Source organism: Desulfogranum japonicum DSM 18378 (assembly GCF_000429945.1).
GTDB lineage: Bacteria > Desulfobacterota > Desulfobulbia > Desulfobulbales > Desulfobulbaceae > Desulfogranum > Desulfogranum japonicum.
This window is the reverse complement of sequence record NZ_AUCV01000026.1, coordinates 39,911-62,048: the sequence shown is the minus strand read 5'-3', so window position 1 is coordinate 62,048 and position 22,138 is coordinate 39,911. Positions and strand designations below refer to the sequence as shown.

The following is a 22,138-nucleotide window of genomic DNA, read 5'->3' as shown; positions in this document are numbered from 1 at the left end:
TATTAGCTGCAGGCTGAAATTTAGCGATGTGTTTGTTTTACATTATAGAACCGTAGATGTAGAGAAGTCAAAATCAGCTTGATGCATAGGTAACAGGGGACATTTTTTATTGCCTCCTGCCACTTTTCAAACAGCCTTAGCCTTGTCGCCATTTTCAACTGATTCCATCCACATTTCTCATGATTATTGAACGCCTGTTTCAATTGACTGAACACGTGTAGAACATCCCTGGCAAACAAGAACCTGTCTGCTGACTTTCAAGGCCTTTTCGCATATTTCCTGGCAGCCTGGACCAGCCCAATGGCCCATTCCGGAGTCCCTGGTGCAAGAACATGGGTGTACATAGCCAAAGTGTTTTTTTTCACCAACCCATCACGGCCTGCGACGAATCCTGTACCACGCGTCATTTGTACGACAAGATCACTCTCATCTCCTTCCCAGGACTGTACGGTCGAATAACGGAATTCATGGCCTTTTATGACAGTACCCTTTGCATAAAAACAGGTATCTCCAGTGACAGTAAATGTCGAATAGCCATGTGCCTGGGGCTTTTGCGAGAGACCAAATCTTATGGGGAAAACATCTGCCATGGGATATACCTGGCCTTCAATTTCAATGGATCTGCCCAGATAAATCAACCCGCCACATTCGGCGTATATGGGCAGCCCCTTTTCCGCCGCCTTTCGTAGGGACTCGCGGAACCGCCGGTTTTCAGCTAGTTGCCTGGCACTGGTTTCTGGAAAACCTCCGCCGATATAGAGACCGTCAAGATTTTCAGGCAGATTTTCAGTATGCAACGCGTCAATCGTCACTAATTCTGCCCCTTCTCTTTGAAGATACTCTAAATTTTCTTCATAGTAAAACTGAAAGGCTACATCGCGGATTATTCCTATGGTAACTCTATTGTGCGGCTCTATTTTTGGATTATGCAGGGCAATGTTTGGGACAACGGGCGTCATTGCACGTTTAATTCGATGCAGATCAAAATTCTCTCTGGCCAATGTCGATAATCTTTCCAAGGCCTGCTGTGATCCGGTATGCTCCTGTAGAGGGATGACACCAAGGTGACGCATTGGAAAAACATCTTCTTTCATCCTTGGTACGATACCTAACACTGATAACGGCGTATAGGTCTCTATGGATCTTCGAATTATGCTTTCATGCCGGGATGTTGCAATTTGATTGAGAACTACGCCTGCAAATTCGATATCAGGGTCGAAATGACAGCAGCCTAAAACCATTGCACCAACGGTCCGGGTGGTTTTAGAACAATTCACCACTAAAATTACCGGCAGGTTCAATAATTTGGCAAGGGAAGCTGTGGAATACTCGCCCTGTATATTCACACCGTCATATACCCCTCTGTTGCCCTCTATAATAGCATAGTCATATCCATGTAAATGTCCCTGAAACGACTTCTGTATAGCTGCAGGAGTCATGAGATAAGGATCGAGATTATAACAGGGGGTCTGGGAAGCAGCTGTCATCCATCCAGCATCGATATAATCCGGGCCCTTTTTAAACGGGATAATGGATGCCCCTTCCTGCTTAAGCACTGAAATCAGGGCTACGGATACCACTGATTTGCCTGACCCGCCGCTCATACCGGCAACCACACAACTTTTCACATTATCGACGTTCACTTTTTCTCCACAGGATTCGCCATACAACTGGGTTGGGGATAAAGGATTCATTATTTTTACATTGCAATTGGGGGAGTACGTAGTGTCAGCGACCTATGCAGGAACACAACGGTAACGATCTTTCAGGTATCTTGGCTCAGTCTTTTTTTTCATGACATTGCAATCCGACTTTTTTCCAAACATCATCATAGAGATGATTCATCTGTTGTTCCAATTTTTCGCGATATTGTTCAACCTGCTGGCCATCAATGCCTGCAGGGACTTCCATTGGTTCACCGTACTGTAAAACAATGGAACTGAACGGTAGAGGCAGCACCGTTTTATCCCATGAATTAAAGGTCAGTAATGGTCTGGCGGCCCATACAATAGGTATTATTGGACAACCGGTTTTACTGGCTATTAAGATACATCCCGGCTGCACTTTTCTGGGCGGTCCCTGGGAGCCATCTGCTACGATGCCACAGTTATACCCCTTCTGCACAGCCTGGATCATTTGTCTCAAAGCCTGCACCCCTTTTCTGTTTGAAGAGCCACGAACAGGCAGGAACCCCATGAGCTGGGCTACCCGTGCAATATATTCTCCATCTTTACTGGCACTAACCATTACAGCGGCAGAATATTTGCGCAGATGATAAAAACAATAGACAAATGAATAGTGCCAAAAAGTGGCTATGCCTGGTCCTTCTTTTTCTGTTTTTTCTAGATATTCCTGGCCTCGAATTTCAATTCTGCATGTACGAAACCAAAGATGAATTAAAAGGACAAAAATACGGGGCACAATCCACAAAGATATACGATGTACTAGTTCAGCCAACTTCCAACTCCAGCATTTTCAATGCATTCATTTGATCTCGATAGGCTGCGGCTTCTTCAAATGCCAACCGCTCAGCAGCCTCTTTCATCTTTTCTTCAAGGTCTCGGATTTCTTGTTGTAATTGACCCACACTCCTGTACACGGCAGTGGGCTCGGCAGCTTTCAGCAACACCTGATTCGTACCTTCGCGTGGCTCTTCACTCCACCCTGAAGCCTTTAAGTGTTGTGTTATGGAATCTTTCACTTCGGAAATAATTGTCTGCGGAGTAATATTGTGTTCCTGGTTGAAAGCATGCTGTATTTCTCTTCGGCGATTGGTTTCCTCAATGGTATACGCCATGGAATCCGTTACAGAATCAGCATAGAGAATCACGGTTCCATCAGCATTTCTTGCAGCTCGACCGCAAGTCTGCACAAGGGAGCGTGCACTACGCAAAAAACCCTCCTTATCGGCATCCAGAATTGCGACCAGCGAGACCTCAGGAATATCCAACCCTTCACGAAGCAGGTTTATGCCTATCAAGACATCATACAGACGATTACGGAGATCTTTAATCAGTTCAATACGTTCAAGAGTTTTAATATCAGAGTGCAGGTATCGGACCCTGACCCCTAATTCTTCATAGTATTCAGTGAGGTCTTCAGCCATTTTTTTGGTCAGAGTGGTTACCAATACCGCCTCTCCTCGCTGGCTGCGCAGACGGATTTCTTCAAGAAGATCATCAACCTGATTGGAGGCAGGACGAACTTCTATGAGTGGATCAAGGAGTCCGGTTGGTCGTATAAGTTGCTCAACAATCAACCCCTGGCTCTTTTCCAATTCATAATTTCCTGGTGTTGCAGAGACATAGATAACCTGGTGCACACGCTGTTCAAATTCATCAAATCGCAACGGGCGGTTATCCAGCGCAGAAGGCAATCTAAAACCAAAATTAACCAGAGTCTGCTTGCGGCTACGGTCCCCATTATACATTCCACGAATTTGAGGTACAGCGATATGGGATTCGTCAATAAAAGTCACATAATCGTCGGGAAAATAATCCAATAAGTTTGGAGGTGGGGCTCCTTCGGGCTTACCGGTAAGATGCCTGCTGTAATTTTCAATGCCATTGCAGTATCCCAGCTCACCTATCATTTCAAGGTCAAACATTGTCCGTTGTTCAAGGCGCTGCTGTTCTACCAGTTGATTGTTCAGATATAATTCATCTGAACGGAGACGAAGCTCCTCTTTGATGGAACGCATGGCCTTTTCAAGATTATCCTGACTGGTCACAAAATGGCTGGAAGGGAAAACGGTAATTTCATCCACATCTTCCAGTACAACTCCACGCAAAGGGTCGATGATCGAAATGGTGTCTATGGTGTCTCCAAAAAATTCCACCCGGACAGCATGGTTTTCCTCATGCACTGGGAAAATATCAAGCACATCACCCCGAACTCTAAACGTGCCTCTATGAAAAGAAAATTCGTTACGCTCATACAGCATGAAGGCAAGCCTGCGGAGCACTTCCTCCATGGGATAGTCTGTATCAACTTGCAGGAACAGATGCATATTTCTATATTCTTCCGGAGATCCAAGACCGTAAATACAGGACACTGAAGCGACAATCAAAACGTCTCTTCTGGTTAGCAGCGAACGTGTCGCCGAATGGCGCATTTTATCGATGGCATCATTTATGGAAGAATCTTTTTCAATGTAAGTATCAGAAGCTGGAATATAAGCCTCTGGCTGATAATAATCGTAATAGGATACAAAATACTCTACGGCATTGTGGGGAAAAAGTTCACGAAATTCGCCGAACAACTGCGCTGCTAGCGTTTTATTGGGAGCGAGGATTAAGGCTGGACGTTGGACTGCTGCAATGACCTGGGCCATGGTAAAGGTTTTACCTGACCCGGTGACGCCGAGCAGTACCTGATGTTTTTCTTCAAGAGACAACCCTTTTGCCAATTTTTCGATGGCAGTGGGTTGATCCCCCGCAGGGCTGAACTCGGAAACAATCTGGAAAGGGATGTCTTTCTGGTAGTGCTGTGGGCTCACGCTACACCTAAGTTAAAACAGGGATTGAGCCCGTATTTCTCATGACTACCATGTGTCTTTCACATCAAAAAACACTGCATTTTCACACCAAGCCAACAGTGAGACCCCCTGGCGTACAGCATGAGTACTGTCGGAAAGGTAGCACAATCTTTGGGTTGCAACAGCCTTACTGCTACAAAAAGAATCATGAGTGAGAAATCCGGGTTACTAATCAATCACAGGTAGATCTAAAAAAATATAATCCTGTGAAATATTACACTGATCTTCAGAACAAAAAGATACTAATTCACCCCTGGAATGGCAACAGCCCGTCTAGAAAAAAGTGCCTCTTCAGAGTATGTGGCTAAAAATCCATCACAAATGAGTACACGCCCTCTTCGATATTACTGCTCACTTTTAATCCAGAATGATTAAACACGTTCTGCATACGCTTGTTTTCCCGAAGCACTTCCGCAGTAAACCCGGCTATTCCATTATTCTTAGCAATATGTATTAAATGCTGAAAGAGAAAGGTTCCCAATCGTTTATTTTGCCAATCGTCTTTAACGATAAAAGCCACTTCAGCTTTATTCGTCTTTTCGTTTAAATAATAGCGTCCAACAGCTATGATCTGTTCACCATGCGCTTCAGGCACGGTGGCCACGATACACACATCCCTCCGATGATCTATGTAGACAAAATCTTGTATATGGCGGGTGGTAAATCGCTGATGGTGGGTCATGAAGCGATAATAGACTGTCTCCTGGGAAAGATTGTAAAACAATTCTCTCATATGAGGTTCATCGGTGGGACGAATGGAACGGATAGAGATATCAATGCCTTCAGGTAAAAGATAATTCGCCCGCATTGCCTCTTCAGCTGGAACGATAAAACGGTTTCCAAACCGAGCAAGCTCAGGCCTGAGATATTTCAATTCTACGGCCTCGTTAAACAGCTGTTCCCTGAAGTCCGGATGTGCAATTGAAATCAAGGCCATTACCCTTTCCTGTATCGACTTGCCATGGAGAAAGGCCACACCGTACTCGGTAACGACATAATGTACTGTTCCCCGGGTAATAACCACACCAGAACCTGGCTGTAAGGTGGAAACTATACGGCTGGAGTTACTGTCTTTCATTAGTGATGGCAAGACAACTATGGCTCGACCTCGCTCGGACCGCGATGCTCCGCGGTTAAAATCTATCTGACCACCTATGCCGGAATAAAACTTGCCGCCAACAGAATCGGAACAGACCTGCCCGGTCAGATCGATTTCAAGGGCCATATTGACCGATACCATCCGTTTATGTTTCCCTATTACCGCGGCATCATTGAGATATTCCGTTGGACGGAAACTAAAAAGAGGGTTGTCATGTATAAATTCGTAAAGTTTTTTGGTTCCCATACAAAAACTAGCTGTGATTTTACCACGATCAATGCTCTTTCTCGCCCCAGTCACAGCACCTGACTCTATAAGAGGCATGATGGTATCTGAGATCATTTCTGTATGAAAACCGATATCTTTGCTTTCGTGCAGATACTCCATAACCACTTGGGGAATACGACCATATCCGGGGACACGTCCCAGACCCAATTCAATGGTTGCCCCGTCGGGAATCAGTGCAGCCACCTGCTTGGCAATACTTCTGCTGACCTCATTGGGTGGATCAACCTTACGCTCAAGAATAGGGTGATCAACAGGAACAAGTATATCCAGATCATAGACATCTATCAGAGTATCTCCATGTGTCCAGGGCATATTGGGATTTACTTCCGCAATTACCAGCGAAGCATTGTCTGCGGCTGAACGTACGATATCAACTGAAATTCCAAGGCTTACCTTTCCGGAAGTATCTGGAGGGGTTACCTGGATTAAGGCAACATCAAGGGGTAAAATGCCTGAATCAAGCAGCCTGGGAACATCAGAAAGGAGTATCGGGGTATAATCGCCATATCCTTCCTGAATAACGGTCCGAATGTTGGAACTGATAAAAAATGCGTTAATGGCAAAACATTCAGACAATTTTTTCTCAGCATAGGGAGCTGTTCCTTTGGTGATGAGTTGAATAATCTCAACATTATTCAGCTGCCCTGCCCTTTTAGTCATGGATGTAATGAGATCCTGAGGTGCTCCACAACCAGTACCAATGAACACCCTTTGCCCAGGTCTGATCTGCGAGACTGCCCTGGCCGGAGTGGCAATCATGTCTTTGTAGGTTTGCTGCCAGTTCTGATCATATTCAACCATGAGACACCGTTTGCTAATAAACAATTATGTATTCGCAGTATTGTTCTGCGAAAGAGACCTTTTGACAGCAGAAGCTGCCAACGCACATGATTTTACTGTGCAATAATCAGAATGGCTGATAATTACCTTCAGCCATGCTGGTAAAAAGGGATTAACTACCTGCCCGGAGATCCTTCTCCGGTTTAACAAAGGACATTCTTGCATCAGCTACCACAGGCTCTGTCCCAGGTTCTCCAACAATGAGCGGGTTAATGTCCAACTCTGCTATCTGTGGAAAATCGGTTGCCAGTTGACTAATTCTTTGTAACGCCACAGCCAAGGCACCCACATCGACCTTTTTTAACCCACGCTTTCCTTTCAATAGCTCGTATGATCTGGTGGAACTCAGCATCTGAATGGCTTCGTCCTCTGTGATGGGAGCCAAATGAAAAGCTACATCTTTCATGACCTCGACAAAAATACCACCTAAACCAAACATCAACATAGGGCCGAATTGAGGATCACGTGTCATACCTATAATGACCTCAAGCCCTTTTTCAGCCATTTTTTCGACATAAATCCCGTCTATCTTTGCCTCCGGCGCATGTTTTCTTATTCGGAGCATCATAAGTTCAAAGGCATCGGCTACCTCCTGGCTGGAACCAACATTAAGACGAACACCACCCAGATCCGATTTGTGTACAATAGAGGGAGAAACTATTTTCATGGCCACAGGGAAGCCAATAAAACGCGCTATTTCTACAGCCTGTTCAGGGCTGACTGTCATACGCCCGTCAAGAATACGGAATCCATAGGCCTTCAAAATATCCTTGGATTTAACTTCACCAATTTGCAGACGCCCAGTTCTCTGCCTCCTTGATATAATCCTTTCAACCCTCCGACGATTAACGGGAAAACGTATAACATGCCGAGCAGGCCTCCGCTTCCATTCACCATAATCATACATAGCACGAATGGTTGCGACAGCCCTCTCAGGAGAAGCATAAAATGGTAATCTGGCCGCAGCAAGTTCACGTCTGCTGGGCATAACATCGTCCCCTCCTAAAAAGGAGGCAAGTACAGGTTTGGTAAAATTAAGTTTCCCAGCGATGGCTCTGGCCGTTTCTGCTGGCTCATCCAAATACTGGGGAGCAAGAATAATGAGCACTGCATCAATGGAGTCATCATCCTGCGCAGCCTCCAGGAGCGCACCAAAATGCTCCGGTGTCGCCTCCCCACTCACATCCATGGGATTATTGACTTTAGTGGCAAAGGGTAAGATATGCTGTACAGCGGTTTTGGTCTCACTGCTCATTTCACAGACAACCAAACCAGCTTTTTCAATGGCATCAGCTGCTATAGTTCCCGGCCCCCCTGCATTGGAGATGACAAAAACTCTATTGCCCTTTGGCGGGGGTTGCATGGCAAGAGCCGTGGAATAATCAAATAAGGCTTCAAAACTATCAGCCCTGCATATACCCGCCCTGCGAAAAGCTGCACCATAAGCCGTATCTCTTTTGCCTCCCAGAACACCTGTATGCAAAGCTGCGGCACGGATACCGGCAACAGTCGTCCCTGACTTGAGTATGACCACAGGTTTGTTTGTCGAGGCATCTTCTGCAGCCTTCACAAAGCGATCTCCATCGCTGATGTCCTCTAAATACCCCACAATGACCTTGGTCTTGTCATCCCGGGCTAATGCCTCGAGAACATCGACCTCGGTGATATCGGCCTTGTTGCCGATGGAAATGGATTTGGAAAGACCCAGCTCTCTGCTATCTGCCAGATCCATCATCGCGGTACACAGAGCTCCTGACTGCGAAAAAATAGCCATGGCCCCAGGCTTTGGAATACGTTTGGAGAACGAGGCGTTGAGCTTTATTTCAGTATTGATTAACCCAAGGCAATTCGGGCCAAGCAAACGAATCTTACCTTTCCGGCAAATGGCGATCAATTCCTCTTCAAGTGCCCTGCCCATATTACCTGATTCCTTAAATCCGGACGCTACAACCACTACACCTTGGACTTTTTTGCCCACGGCAGCTCTGGCTGCATCAGCGACTTGTTCAGCCGGAACAGTAATAACAGCCACATCAATGGGATCGGGATATGAAAGTATATCTCTATATACTTTTAGCCCCAGAAGTTCGCCACCGGCTTGATTCACAGGGATGATAGGGCCTTCAAAACCACCTTTCACGAGGTTGTGCAGCACTTCGTACCCTACCTTGCCTGCGGTTTTCGATGCTCCTATGATAGCTATGGACTGAGGATTGAATAATTGTTCCAAAACCGCTCCCTTACGTGTTGGTTACTCTGGGTATATGGATTGTAAACCCAATTTTTTCAATGGCCTTATGAACAGAACGAATGTTATAGGTATTAATGCGAAGATAAATCATCGGATCAATGCCATCTGCAGCTTTTGCCCTGATGAGCCTTGTAAACTCCACATTGTTATCCTCCATTGCCTTGACAATCTTACTGAGGGCCTCGGGGTCTCCGTTATCTTCGATACAGACAAGCGAAGATCCCTTTTCTCCCAACCCAAAAAGTCCCTTGTACGCTTTCATCAGGTCCATAACGGAAAAAACGCCTATTACCTGCTGGGTCTCATTAAGTACGGGAAGCGCTCCCATACCTTTCGACTGCAATAATAGCAAAGCCCTGTCCAGGGTAGACATTCGGGTCAAGTGGAGACAATCGTCATTCATCACCAGTTTTACCGGAGTGTTGTTGACCTTTTCCTCAACATTCTGTCGCTGACTGCTTCTGGCGACAGTTGAGGGCGTGGCGGATCGCAAATTTCTGTCTGTAAGCATGCCAAGCAGCATCCCCTCATCATCCACCACAGGTATATGGCGAAATTTATAATGATTCAAAAGATTGATTGCTTCGGCCACTGTTTGTTCCGGACCAATGGTTATCGGATCACGGGTCATGAAATACTGAACAAACATGTTAATACTCCTGTGGTCTGTCGATTATCTATTTCTTATTTTTATACAGAATTATTCCCTGCAAATAAGCTCCCACACACGGCCCCAAACTTTCCAGAAAGTACCCTCCTTCCAATATGGATACAAAACGGTCCTGAGTATATGTATGCGCCAGTTCAGCTATAAATGCTCCTAATTCTTCGTATATCCGGGTGGAAAAATTCAGTCCAGACATATCATCATCAATATGGGCATCAAATCCGGCACCGACGACCAAAGCATCTGGCTGAAATTTTTTAACAAAGTCCAGAATTCGAGGGAAAAGTGCGCGAACTTCTGAATCACCTGCCCCAGGAAGCAGAGGGAGATTCAACATAGTTCCCTTGCCGGCCTTGATGCCGGTTTCTTCTGGCCATCCAGTACCTGGGTAACTGAAGCTGGGGTGCTCATGAATGGATATATACGCACTGTCAGCATCTTCTTCGAAAGCTGTCTGTATGCCGTTACCATGGTGCGCATCAAAATCCAATATACAAATTCTTTTTCTACCGTAACCATTCTGCCAGTAGCGGGCAGCTATAACACAGTTATTAAAAAAACAGAAACCATAGGGTGTGTTGGGCTCTGCATGATGCCCGGGAGGACGGGTAATTCCAAAAATGATGGACTGGGAATCCTGCTCTATCAAGTCAACTCCACGAATCCCGGTCCCGGCAGACAGGGTTGCGATTTCATAGGACTCATAACCGACCTGATTGTCTGGGTGATCAATATATGTCCGACCACTGAGAACTGCTTCCTCAAAGCGAAAAAGCCAGTCTTCAGTATGAAAAGTGAGCAACTGCGACCTGGTGGCAGGAATGGGGAAATAATGCTGTATTGCCTTTGTAAAGGAACAGCTGCGGAGAAAACGGGCAATCACCTGCATACGTTCAGGAACTTCCGGATGATCACCCCCACCAGTATCATGCCTCTGAAAAGATGGATCAGTAATGATATAAACCGGTATTTCAGTTGCCATGATACGTTTTTAATTACTTGAAATTTGGCACATCTTTACAGACCGCGCTTGCGATAATTTTACTTTTATACCAAAAATTTTCCAGGAGAGTCAAGTTTTGTTTTCTCTGTTATGCAACGCAATGCACGGAGAATAAATCTATAGATAAAGCTTGTGGTATACCACTCACAAACATAGGATTATGCCAATATTTCCGAACCTCATCCACAGGTAAATTGCTCATTTTGTTCGCAAGCAGATAAGCGGGAGACAAGATTGCGAGTAGAGCACGCGGAGACGCTCGCAAGTTAATATCCTTCACTATAAATTACAGACGCAGGGAATCGCTCGTCTATAATGTGGGTAACTTCCTGAATCATCTCCCATACGCCACAAAGATAAAATGCATATCTGCCTTCAGTAAAAGATTTCTTTAAAAAAGACGTTACCCTGCCTGAATAAAAACCTTCAAGATTGCAATTAACCGCTTTGGAAGTAGTTAGACATCGTATGTAGGAAGCAGCGTGTTTTTGCAGTTCTTTTTCATAAAACAACTCTACCCGATCCCTTGCCCCATGAATAAGGGTAAAATCACGAGCACCACTACGTACCATGGAAATAAAAGGGGCAATACCTGTCCCTGTTGCGACAAACACCTGCATATCCGGTGAGTTTCGATTGACCAGATAACCCGCTGGAGGAGAAATTGCTATCTGGGTCTGCAACGGCATGTCAGCAAGTTGAGGACTTAATTTACCTTCCGGGAGACGTTTAATGAGAAAAAGTAAAAAATCATCAGTATCCGCAGATACCATGGTGTATTCCCGACAGAAATTTCCCACAGAAAACGAAACATGCTGACCGGGCAAAAAGGTAAATTCTTCCGGCCGAGTACATTTTAATTGAAAAGTATCCTCACTAAGCCAGACCCTGTCAAGCAGAGTAACCCGATTGACAGCATTTTCACCTTTTAGCTTTTCTGCCATTCACGTTCCCTGGTATCTGTCTTGAAATTGATGTATCGGGCCACTGTGAAAAGGTAATCTGAAAGTCTGTTGATATATACTTGAATAGTTTTCATTTCGTCCTGGCCTGCGTCACTGTTTTGTTCTTCGAGAAGTTGACTGATTTTACGTTCACAACGTCTACAGACAGTCCTTCCGACATGTGACATGGATGCCGCAGTGTGTCCACCAGGTAAAATAAAGACTTTCAAGGGTGGCAATTCATCGCTTAACTGATCGATATCTTTTTCCATATCCTTAACGAGTGTTTCAGGAAATGGATCAAGAAATTCTGCGGCAGATGATCCCGGCGTGGTCGCGAGCCAGGCGCCAGCCTGAAAAAGACGTGCCTGAATGACCTGCAGTTGCTGCTCCAGAGTATTAACCCCCTGGGGAAGCATTGAAAGAACAACACCAATGACCGAATTCAACTCATCCAGATCTCCATAAGCTGCAATGCGCGAACTGTGTTTTTCAACTCTCTCCCCTGAAAACAAGCTGGTTTTCCCCTTATCCCCACCACCTGTATACACTTTCATAATCCACTCCCACCATGTGTTTTATAAAAAAGCTCACACTTCGGCGCTATTTTTTCGTCTATCTTTTGCATTGCTGTGAACTGTTCAACAAAAAGAGGCGCCAGGGCCGATAAAACCCAAAATACCTCAAGTTTCTCTTTTGATGCATAGACCAGATAAACAAAAAAAGCAATGAGCATAATCAGATACAGGGTGTAATTGTTAAACGGTGCATGAAAGCAACCAAATTCCGCCACAAACAGTTCGAATATCCTGAATATTTTCATAAGAAATATAGATACGACATCTACAAATTACCATAACTTATTATTTTAGCGACAAATGACAGCATGTATTTCATTTTAAGCAGCACAAACCCAAACTTTTTTAAGTTGACAAATCGCTGAACTTACAATACGAAATTATTATCTTTTTTTGGGGAAGTGGATTTTTCAAACCTACGGTGTGCCTGATCCGGTGACACTCGTAACACAGAATTATACTTGTTGAATTGGATTTTTATCCAATTTAGGCAGCGTTCGGGAAGCATGTATATCTGATACATTTCTTTCCAGATCCTTGGTTTATTGGTGTAATCCGTCCGGGGAGACCGCGTCATTGGCAAATATTTTCCGTCTCTGCGAGATGTGAATACTTTGTTTTAGGAGCATGCGATCAACGTGTTGAATGTCTGGAAACAACTCAAAGTATTAGCGTCACAGGTCTGCAACCGATCATGTCTTTCACAGGATCAATGACTTGGCACTGATTTTCAGTGCAATCTCATTGATCTTTTTTTTTGTACTGAGGGGGCCGAAAAATCTACTGATTTTTTGGAGTAACAACAAAGCTCGATAGACAGGAAGAGGTAGAACATTGGAAAACAACGCTGAAATGTATTGGACAGGTTTATCTCCCGACGAGGCAAGGGAAGCACTTGTCAACAAAGACAAATCCATGCGTGATAAGCGTATGAGCTTGAAAGAAGCTGTCGACAAATTCATCAAAGATGGTGACAATGTTGGTGTTGGTGGATTCGTAAATATTCGCCAGCCCATTGCCATCACCCATGAGATGGTGCGCCATGGTTTCAAAGACCTCACCCTCTCCTGGCAGTCAGCAGGTCTGGGACCAGATTATCTGGCAGGCGCCATGATGGTCGATGATAGTCATTTTTCCATCAAACGTGTCGAAATAGCCTATTGGGCACATGAGTCTTTTGGTCTTTCCCCAATGTTTCGCTATCTGGCAGAACGTGGAAAAATCGAACTCGAAGACTGGAGTAATTACAACATGTCTGCCCGCTTTAAGGCAGGCTCCATGGGATTACCTTTTATTCCAACCCGAGGGCCGATGGCCGGTGATATACCTTCCAGTTGCAGAACGAAAATCATGGATTGCCCATTCACAGGACGTCCTATCGCTCTGCTTCCCGCGAGCAACCCCGATGTTGCTATCATCCATGTCAATGCAGCAGACAAATACGGCAACTGCATTATCCGCGGTACTGACTGTACCTGTGCTGAAATAGCAATGGCTTCTGCTCGAACCATTATCACCTGTGAGCAACTTGTTTCCCATGAACTGATCACCAGTTCACCTAAAGAAGTCGGAATCCCCTTCCCTGCAGTAGATGCAGTCGTAGAAGTGCCTTACGGGGCCTATCCAGGTTTATGCCGCCGTCATTATTATTTTAATGGGGACCACATCCGTGAACTCCATGCAGCTGCAGCGGTTATGTGCAAAGGCGAGCCGGCAGATAAACTCAAAGCTTATTATGATAAATATATTTTCGGTGTCGAATCCTTCGAAGGGTTCCTCGAGCAATTCCCGTTATCAAAACTGTTAGCTGATCAAAAGGCAGAAGCGTACAACTGCGAACGTTTGGCTTAGAGGAAATCTTTTCACATTACACGGGAACCCATCGAAAATAGAAGACAAGGAGTTATCATGACAGCTTCAACGGATTACACCGCCCAAGAAATAATCGTCGTGGCGGGTGCAAAAATATTGGAAAACAACAAAATAGTGTTTGTAGGAACCGGCCTACCCATGGTAGCGGCTCTACTCGCTAAACGAACCCATGCCCCAGGCCTTATCCCCGTATTTGAGGCGGGTGCAGTTGGTCCCCCTCTGGAAGTTGGTCTGCCTATCTCTGTTGGTGATTCAAAAACCATTACCGGCGCCTGCTATGCAAAGGGTCTCAATGCTGCCTTTGAGATGACCCAGCGAGGTTTTGCAGATTTTGATTTTATCGGGGGAGCTGAGGTTGATATGTACGGCAACCTGAATTCAACGATGATTGGTGATTTTCCTGGTGGCTACCAGACGCCTAAAGTACGTTTACCAGGTAGTGGTGGTGCGAGTGACATGGCTGCATCCTGCGAGCGTACCATCCTCATCGTGCCCCATGATAAGAGAAAATTCAGTGAAAAACTGCAATATGTAACCAGCCCCGGCCACCTTGATGGATCTCCAAATGCCCGTTTTAAAGCCGGTATGCAGGGGAAAGGCCCTTATCGTGTTATCACAACCAAAGGTATTTTTGATTTCGAAGAGGAGTCAAAACGTATGAGACTTATCCATACGTTCCCGGGTGAAACTGTTGAATCAATCCAGGCTAACACCGGCTTTGAACTGCTGGTAGCAGATAATGTCAGTGAATTTACAGCACCTACCCAGGAAGAAGTACGTATGATTCGCGAAGATATTGATCCAAACGGGGCTTTTGTTAAACGAGCGTAATTTCATCCTCGTTATTCCAAGCAGTGTCCCCTTTTGATAAAGGGACACTGCTTTTTCCAGTTCGACTGAGATGAGATAAAACCTGAAACAGAGTTGTACCTCATGCTGCATGTAAACCGGAAAAACTTGTGGTTAGGAAATATTTGGTCCACAGTAACCGATAAAAGAGATAGTTGATAACTGACCAAAGTAGAGATGGCATCCATCTCATTTAATACAAGGATCAAGTACAAAACACACGCTGGATATAAATTATACTATTGGCCGTTAGGCTTCATGAAAGGAGTAACACAATGAAAATTGAAAAAATTGATCATCTCGGTATTGCTGTAGGTTCCATTGAAGATGGAAAAAATTTTTGGACAGACGTACTTGGTCTTGAATTTGAAGGCTCTGAGACTGTAGAAGAACAAAAAGTAACAACTGCTTTTTTCCCTGTTGGAGAAAGCGAAGTGGAATTGCTCGAATCTACCTCTCCAGATGGTCCTGTAGCAAAATTCATTGAGAAAAAGGGAGCAGGATTTCAACACATTGCTTTTCGTGTAGCAAATATTGAAGAGGCTCTAGAAGAACTGAAAGAGAAAGGTGTTAAACTTATTGATCAGACTCCCCGTATCGGCGCTGGCGGAGCAAAAATCGCTTTCCTGCACCCTAAGGCAACCGGTGGCGTTCTGGTTGAACTGTGTGAAAGAAACTAGTAGCAGTTGCAGTTACCCCACAATTGTTCGCGGCAACGAATAATTGTGGTCAATATAATTATTTACAATTGGTTCCATGAAGCTGATCAGAGATGTTCTCTACAGCTTTATGGAACACGTCATCATGTAATAGGGGAATAACCCTTCGTATTAAACAAGGAGTAAGGACATGGCAACACAAGAACAATGGCTTGAACTTGCAACCAAGCAAATGAAAGGCAAATCACCCGATATTCTTACCTGGAAATCTCCAGAAGGTATTGACGTGAAATGCCTGTACACAGAAGATGATATCCAGGGGTTAGAGACCAAAGTACAATATCCTGGTCTGGCACCATATACTCGCGGACCCATGGCTACTATGTACGCCGGTCGCCCATGGACTATTCGACAGTATGCTGGTTTCTCCACAGCCAAGGAGTCTAACGCATTCTACCGCCGTAATCTCGCTGCAGGCCAGAAAGGTCTTTCCGTTGCTTTCGACCTTGCCACCCATCGCGGTTACGATTCTGACAATCCTCGTGTTGCCGGTGATATCGGTAAAGCAGGTGTTGCCATTGATTCAATAGAGGATATGAAAATCCTCTTTGATGGTATTCCTCTGGACAAAATGTCTGTATCCATGACCATGAACGGTGCGGTTATTCCTATCCTCGGCATGTGGATTGCGGCTGCTGAGGAATCAGGAGTTCAGCAGGAGCAATTGACGGGTACCATCCAGAACGACATTTTGAAAGAGTACCTTACCAGAAATACCTATATTTACCCACCTGAGCCTTCCATGAGAATTGTCTCAGACATCATGGCATTCTGCTCTCAAAACATGCCAAAATACAACACTATCAGTATCAGCGGCTACCATATCATGGAAGCAGGTGCTGATTCTGTACTGCAGACAGCCTTCACCCTGGCTGACGGTGTTGAATATGTCCGTGCTGCCATAGCGTCAGGTATGAGTGTTGACACTTTTGCTCCACGCCTTTCTTTCTTCTTCGGCATTGGCATGAACTTTTTCATGGATATCGCCATGTTGCGCGCTGCCCGTTTTCTCTGGCACCGCTTGATGCAGCAATTCAATCCATCCAATCCGAAATCTTCCATGCTGCGTACCCATTGCCAGACATCCGGTTGGAGTTTGACAGAGCAGGATCCGTACAATAACATCATTCGTACAACCATGGAAGCTATGTCAGCAGCTCTTGGCGGCACCCAGTCACTGCATACCAACAGCTATGATGAGGCTGTTTGTCTGCCTACAGACTTCTCCGCACGTATTGCACGTAACACCCAGATCATTATTCAGGAAGAATCTCATGTTTGTAAAGTCGCTGATCCTCTTGGCGGCTCTTACTACATCGAGTATCTTACCAATCAAATTGTTGAGAAAGCTCAAGCAATCATTGATGAGATTGAAGAGATCGGCGGTATGGCAAAAGCCATCGAATCCGGTATGCCCAAAATGCGTATCGAAGAATCTGCTGCCCGTCGTCAAGCACGCATTGACCAAGGTTCAGATGTTATCGTCGGTGTGAATAAATATCGTCTTGAAGACGAAAAACTTGACTTCGATATCCTGGAAGTACCCGATTCAGTCCGCTTGGAGCAAATTGATCGGCTTAAAGAAATCCGCTCTACCCGTGACGAAGCTCAAACCCAAGCGTGCCTTGAGGCTGTTACCAAAGCCGCAGAAGGTAATGGCAACCTGCTGGAAGTTGCCATAGCCGCAGCCAAAGCACGCGCAACAGTTGGAGAAATTTCTGACGCCATGGAAAAAGTTTTTGGACGCTACGTTGCCACAACTCAATGTGTCTCAGGCGCTTATTCTTCTGAATACAGCGAGGCTAGCAGTGAAAGCGCAGGAATCATTGAGTCTTTCCGTAAACGTACAGGTGAATTCCTGGAGAAAACAGGACGTCGTCCTCGTATTCTTGTGACCAAAATGGGACAGGATGGACATGATCGAGGTATCAAAGTTGTAGCCTCTTCTTTTGCTGATCTCGGATTTGATGTTGATATCAGCCCCATGTTCCAGACGCCTGATGAAGCTGCGAAAATGGCTATCGAAAACGATGTCCATATCGTCGGCGCTTCCAGCCTTGCAGCTGGACATAAGACCCTTGTACCTGAGTTGATTGCTAAACTTAAAGAGCAGGGCGCAGGAGAAATCGGCGTAGTTGCTGGTGGCGTTATTCCACCAAGCGATTATGATTTCCTCTTTAATGCTGGTTGTAAAGCTGTTTTCGGCCCAGGTACGCCGATCACCACTTCTGCAGGAAAAGTCATGGATCTTTTGGAAGCACAATACCTCAAATAAGCCTTTAAGATCCTCGGCTGAATATACAGACGGATGGGGCAACTCATCCGTCTGTCTTTATTTAATCCTTTTTTGAGACTACCACTATGTTTAAAGATCCCAGCTATTACATACAAGGTGTACTCGATTTTAACCGCCTGATGCTCGCGCGGACAATTACTCTCATTGAAAGTCAATTGTCTACCCATCAGGACATTGCCAGGGAGGTAATCAGCGAATTACTGCCTCATACTGGCAAAGCAGTCAGGCTTGGGATTACCGGAGTTCCGGGAGCCGGAAAGAGTACATTTATTGAAAGCTTCGGAACTATGCTAACCGGGTTGGGATATAGGGTTGCTGTGCTGGCAATCGATCCCAGTTCCACACGCAGTGGTGGCTCCATCTTAGGCGATAAAACACGTATGGAGCGCCTTGCTGTAAATGATATGGCGTTTATCCGCCCATCCCCTTCAGGCGGGAGCCTCGGCGGAGTAGCAAGGAAAACACGGGAGACCATGCTGATCTGTGAAGCCGCAGGTTTTGATGTCATCATCGTAGAGACAGTGGGCGTTGGCCAATCTGAAACCACTGTTGCTTCCATGGTAGACTTCTTTCTGGTACTCCAGATTTCAGGGGCTGGCGACGAACTTCAGGGGATTAAAAAAGGTGTTCTTGAGGTTGCTGACGCAATCGTCGTCAACAAAGCTGACGGTGACAATATCACCCGTGCTAAACTAGCTAAAAAACAATACGAAACGGCCCTGCATCTTGTCACACCATCATCACCAAACTGGACTCCACCTGTTATGACTTGTAGCGCCCTGGAAGAGAAAGGTTTATCGGAGGTATGGGATACCATTACTCAGCATAAGAAGATAATGACTGCCACCGGTGAGCTTGAAGAAAAGCGTAGAGACCAGTCAATGTCCTGGATGTGGTTCCTTGTCAAAGAAGGCCTGGAAACATGGTTTTATAATCATGAGGAGATACAGAAAGTCTTACCTACCATCAAAGAGAGAGTTGAGACAGGCAATATGGCTCCAACCCGTGCTGCAGATGAACTGGTATCAATTTTAGGCAAAGAATTACTCTTTTAATACACAACTCATTGATCCGATGGCCCCATAAAAGTACATGCACCTCCAGCATGTACTTTTTTTGTATTTTCTCTCCAATGATTACAGTCGTAACTCATCACTGGAACTGTGTCTTCTTGATTGCACTCACCTCGGAACTGCAACTGATCAAAGGCTATCCACAGCCACTCTCCTTGGTCAATTTCCACTGAACATAATGAGCTTATACATGATAATTAAAACACTATGTTTTTAAGTTTCAAGGAGTGTGTTATATCACTTGTTGTGCTTAGTTAAGGGTCACGAAAATAATTAATTATCCAATCTTGCCTGTCTCTCAACTCGGTAACGTCGTCGCCTCAATGGCACAATACGGCCGCATGGAACCATTGACGCTACGACGTTGCCAAACCGATATCCTACGCAATTCTTGGATATCCATTATTTTCCGAGCCCCTAATGTCTGCCATGAGTGGACTTTTGCTCATCTTTTTGTGTTATGCTCAAAATTTTATCCTCGCACCTGAACATAGGCTCCCATATCAACCATATGGCTGCGATAAAATTTATAGTAAACCTCGAAAGCTTCCCTCACCTAAACTTGAGCAAAAATTCTCTATTACAACGCGACATTGACATAACGTTTTCCTTTTCAGGCAAATGAAACATTTCAGGGCTACTTATTGCATGTAATTCGCAGGTCTTGCTTTGGTAGATACGTATCAGTACATACAGATATTCATACTGATCACTCGTAATCAGTTGGTTTGCCTGTTGCGTATATGCATACTATGCCCTGACATGTACAACAATACTTGATCAACATTATCTATTTGATAACATGACAAAATCAAAGACGCCCAAAAAACATCCCTGGCGTTGGTTCGCCCTGTTTATTCTTATTTTTCTTATTTCCGCTATTTTTTATGTCTACCCGGATATTCGTGATCACATTCATTATCTCGATACTCGAATCACAGACACATTTGAGAAGAATCGCTGGGCAATACCTGCACGGGTGTATGCTCGCCCACTTGAGATAACACAGGGTAATACTATCTCTCTTGACGAGTTGGAATATGAGCTACAGCTTGCAAGCTACAGCAACACCAACGACCTTCCTTTCAAAGAAGGAAATTATTATAGAGAAAATAATAAAATAGAAATTAAAACCAGGCCATTCACCTTTCTCGAAGGCCACCAGCAAAGCCAACATTGTCTTATATCCTTTACAAAGGAAAGAAGAGTGGCAGAAATTGTGGATTTGGAGACTCATGAAATTTTAGATTATCTCCGTTTCGACCCAATCACAATTGGCAGCTTTTTACCAGAAAACTTTGAAGATCGGATCTTGATTGGCAGAGAGGAAATTCCAGATATCTTTCTTCAATTATTGTTAGCGGTTGAAGATCAAAATTTCTACAATCACTATGGAATTTCCATTAAAGGTATCAGCAGGGCAATGTTACAAAATATCCGAGCTGGAAAAACTGTAGCTGGAGGTTCTACACTTACACAGCAATTGGTAAAAAATCATTTTTTAAGTAATGAGCGTACATTCAAGCGCAAGTTAAACGAAATGATAATGTCGTTGTTACTGGAAAAAAAATATACCAAACATGATATCCTTGTTGCCTATTGCAATGAAATCTTCATGGGACAGGATGGTAAAAGAGCAATACATGGTTTTTCCCTTGCCAGCCAGCATTATTTTAATAAAGATCTTAAACAACTGAGCATTGACCAAATAGCCATGTTGGTTGGAATGGTAAAAGGCCCGTCATACTATAATCCAGTACTCCACCCACAACGAGCAAAGAATCGGCGAGATGTCGTTTTGAAGGTTGCTCGTGATAAGAAACTTATCACAGAAGAGCAATACAATACCGCATGCAACATGCCAGTTGTACTTCATGAACAAATTATATCAGGCATCAATGCATTTCCATCTTTTATTGACTTGGTACAGCGCAAGCTCCTACTCAACTATGATCGGAAAAAGCTGACAAACGATGGGTTACAGATTTTTACAACCTTGAACCCCACAACCCAGAGAACAGCCACAGAGGCATTTCAAACTACAATACAGCTACTTACACAACAATATAACATCCCCTCCCTGGAAGGGGCTTTCCTCATCACGGACAGAAACACCGGGGAAATACTTGCAATGAGTGGTGGAAAATCTCCATCGGTAGGGAGTTACAACCGATGTTTAGACGCCAAAAGACAAATCGGTTCATTAATTAAACCTGCGGTTTACCTTACAGCATTGCAAAATGGCTATTCTTTAACCTCACCCGTCAGCGACACAGCCGTCACCATTACTGATACTGAAACGGGTTTACAATGGCAACCAAAGAACTATAGTGGCCGAGAGCATGGTCAGATTTACCTCTATCAGGGGCTTGAGAAATCACTTAATTTAGCAACCGTACACCTTGGTATGCAACTTGGTGTGCATAGTGTCTTAAACACTCTAAATAAATTAGGGGTCGAAGAGGAATTCCAGCCCTATCCTTCCATACTTCTTGGAAGTGAAGAAATGACCCCAATAACCGTCTTGCAGATGTATCAAACCATTGCTACAGGAGGCTTTTATACTCCTTTAAGGGCAATACGAGAAGTTCTGGACAACCAGAATAACATCATTCAAAATAATGGAATTATCCTTGAACAGCGATTTAAAAGCGAAGACATGTGGCTACTGCAGTTTGCTCTGCAGCGTGTGGTCAAACAGGGAACTGCAAAAAGATTACAGCAGATTATCCCGACAAAGTTTAATATTGCTGGAAAGACAGGGACAACCAACGACAACCGTGACAGTTGGTTTGCCGGATACAGTGGAGATAAAGTAGGAGTGGTCTGGCTTGGAAATGACAACAATACGTCTACTGGTCTGACCGGGTCATCAGGTGCAATGGTGGCCTGGGGCAAAATATTTGCAAAGGTGTCGACAACTCCTGTGGCTGATCATCCGCCAGAGGGTATTACCTATCAAACCGTTCGCTTCTCTTCAGATTCCAGACAAATGGTACAAATACCCTATATTAATAATGGTGACTTACCGGTACAACGGCATCACAAGAAAAACACAATCACGGAAGACCTTGATAATATGATCAATTCTTTCATCGAAATATTCCAATAGGAAAAAGCAT

The 22,138-nt window shown here is 44.7% G+C and carries 15 protein-coding genes; 6 read left to right on the top strand and 9 right to left on the bottom strand.

The window, feature by feature from the left end:
* Nucleotides 1–257: 257 nt before the first annotated feature.
* From G493_RS0112620 to G493_RS0112580, 9 genes are all read right to left on the bottom strand, one after another.
* On the bottom strand, nucleotides 258–1,694 hold the full coding sequence (locus G493_RS0112620; protein ID WP_084813561.1) for a cobyrinate a,c-diamide synthase: 1,437 nt from the start codon (nucleotides 1,692–1,694) through the stop codon (nucleotides 258–260).
* 85 nt (nucleotides 1,695–1,779) lie between these two features.
* Entirely contained in the window at nucleotides 1,780–2,457 is a 678-nt protein-coding gene (locus G493_RS29085; RefSeq protein WP_051309272.1) for a lysophospholipid acyltransferase family protein, read from the bottom strand.
* A complete protein-coding gene (gene uvrB / locus G493_RS0112610; RefSeq protein WP_028580686.1) occupies nucleotides 2,450–4,498 on the bottom strand; it encodes an excinuclease ABC subunit UvrB in 2,049 nt (682 codons plus the stop codon). The genes G493_RS29085 and uvrB overlap by 8 nt, the downstream gene beginning before the upstream one ends.
* Before the next feature lie 343 nt (nucleotides 4,499–4,841).
* Nucleotides 4,842–6,725 carry a bifunctional acetyl-CoA hydrolase/transferase family protein/GNAT family N-acetyltransferase gene (locus G493_RS29080; protein WP_035274350.1) on the bottom strand — a complete coding sequence of 628 codons (1,884 nt, stop codon included), beginning with the start codon at nucleotides 6,723–6,725 and terminating at the stop codon, nucleotides 4,842–4,844.
* A 151-nt stretch (nucleotides 6,726–6,876) separates the two neighbouring features.
* Nucleotides 6,877–8,994, bottom strand: coding sequence for an acetate--CoA ligase family protein (locus tag G493_RS29075; protein ID WP_035274348.1), 2,118 nt, complete (start codon nucleotides 8,992–8,994; stop codon nucleotides 6,877–6,879).
* 10 nt (nucleotides 8,995–9,004) lie between these two features.
* Nucleotides 9,005–9,664, bottom strand: a complete 660-nt coding sequence (locus G493_RS0112595; RefSeq protein WP_028580685.1) for a CBS domain-containing protein — start codon at nucleotides 9,662–9,664, stop codon at nucleotides 9,005–9,007.
* 28 nt (nucleotides 9,665–9,692) lie between these two features.
* Nucleotides 9,693–10,664, bottom strand: a complete 972-nt coding sequence (locus G493_RS0112590; RefSeq protein ID WP_028580684.1) for a histone deacetylase family protein — start codon at nucleotides 10,662–10,664, stop codon at nucleotides 9,693–9,695.
* Between the two features lie 287 nt (nucleotides 10,665–10,951).
* Nucleotides 10,952–11,629 carry a ferredoxin--NADP reductase gene (locus tag G493_RS0112585; RefSeq protein WP_028580683.1) on the bottom strand — a complete coding sequence of 226 codons (678 nt, stop codon included), beginning with the start codon at nucleotides 11,627–11,629 and terminating at the stop codon, nucleotides 10,952–10,954.
* Nucleotides 11,614–12,186, bottom strand: coding sequence for a cob(I)yrinic acid a,c-diamide adenosyltransferase (locus G493_RS0112580; protein ID WP_028580682.1), 573 nt, complete (start codon nucleotides 12,184–12,186; stop codon nucleotides 11,614–11,616). Before G493_RS0112580 ends, G493_RS0112585 begins: the two co-directional genes overlap by 16 nt.
* 855 nt (nucleotides 12,187–13,041) lie before the next feature.
* Between G493_RS0112580 and G493_RS0112565 the strand changes: the two genes are divergently transcribed.
* The 6 genes from G493_RS0112565 to mrcB all read left to right on the top strand — a co-directional run bounded on the left by G493_RS0112565 (nucleotide 13,042) and on the right by mrcB (nucleotide 22,128).
* On the top strand, nucleotides 13,042–14,058 hold the full coding sequence (locus G493_RS0112565; protein ID WP_028580680.1) for a CoA transferase subunit A: 1,017 nt from the start codon (nucleotides 13,042–13,044) through the stop codon (nucleotides 14,056–14,058).
* A gap of 57 nt (nucleotides 14,059–14,115) precedes the next feature.
* The gene (locus G493_RS0112560) at nucleotides 14,116–14,910 is read left to right on the top strand and encodes a CoA-transferase subunit beta (RefSeq protein WP_028580679.1); all 795 of its coding nucleotides are present in this window, start codon (nucleotides 14,116–14,118) and stop codon (nucleotides 14,908–14,910) included.
* Nucleotides 14,911–15,203: 293 nt separating this feature from the next.
* On the top strand, nucleotides 15,204–15,608 hold the full coding sequence (mce, locus tag G493_RS0112555; protein ID WP_028580678.1) for a methylmalonyl-CoA epimerase: 405 nt from the start codon (nucleotides 15,204–15,206) through the stop codon (nucleotides 15,606–15,608).
* Nucleotides 15,609–15,777: 169 nt separating this feature from the next.
* A complete protein-coding gene (scpA, locus tag G493_RS0112550) occupies nucleotides 15,778–17,922 on the top strand; it encodes a methylmalonyl-CoA mutase (RefSeq protein WP_028580677.1) in 2,145 nt (714 codons plus the stop codon).
* Between the two features lie 86 nt (nucleotides 17,923–18,008).
* Nucleotides 18,009–18,998: a methylmalonyl Co-A mutase-associated GTPase MeaB gene (gene meaB / locus G493_RS0112545; RefSeq protein ID WP_028580676.1), complete on the top strand. Its 990-nt coding sequence runs from the start codon at nucleotides 18,009–18,011 to the stop codon at nucleotides 18,996–18,998.
* 820 nt (nucleotides 18,999–19,818) lie between these two features.
* Nucleotides 19,819–22,128 (top strand): penicillin-binding protein 1B, encoded by a 2,310-nt coding sequence (gene mrcB, locus G493_RS29070; RefSeq protein WP_051309271.1) that lies wholly within the window; start codon nucleotides 19,819–19,821, stop codon nucleotides 22,126–22,128.
* Nucleotides 22,129–22,138: the final 10 nt, after the last annotated feature.

Bases quoted from the DNA above. Each gene is read 5' to 3' on its own strand.
- G493_RS0112620 (WP_084813561.1), bottom strand. From the start codon at position 1,694: ATGAATCCTTTATCCCCAACCCAGTTGTATGGCGAATCCTGTGGAGAA.
- G493_RS29080 (WP_035274350.1), bottom strand. From the start codon at position 6,725: ATGGTTGAATATGATCAGAACTGGCAGCAAACCTACAAAGACATGATT.
- G493_RS0112595 (WP_028580685.1), bottom strand. From the start codon at position 9,664: ATGTTTGTTCAGTATTTCATGACCCGTGATCCGATAACCATTGGTCCG.
- G493_RS0112590 (WP_028580684.1), bottom strand. From the start codon at position 10,664: ATGGCAACTGAAATACCGGTTTATATCATTACTGATCCATCTTTTCAG.
- G493_RS0112585 (WP_028580683.1), bottom strand. From the start codon at position 11,629: ATGGCAGAAAAGCTAAAAGGTGAAAATGCTGTCAATCGGGTTACTCTG.
- G493_RS0112580 (WP_028580682.1), bottom strand. From the start codon at position 12,186: ATGAAAGTGTATACAGGTGGTGGGGATAAGGGGAAAACCAGCTTGTTT.
- G493_RS0112560 (WP_028580679.1), top strand. From the start codon at position 14,116: ATGACAGCTTCAACGGATTACACCGCCCAAGAAATAATCGTCGTGGCG.
- mce (WP_028580678.1), top strand. From the start codon at position 15,204: ATGAAAATTGAAAAAATTGATCATCTCGGTATTGCTGTAGGTTCCATT.
- scpA (WP_028580677.1), top strand. From the start codon at position 15,778: ATGGCAACACAAGAACAATGGCTTGAACTTGCAACCAAGCAAATGAAA.
- meaB (WP_028580676.1), top strand. From the start codon at position 18,009: ATGTTTAAAGATCCCAGCTATTACATACAAGGTGTACTCGATTTTAAC.
- mrcB (WP_051309271.1), top strand. From the start codon at position 19,819: ATGACAAAATCAAAGACGCCCAAAAAACATCCCTGGCGTTGGTTCGCC.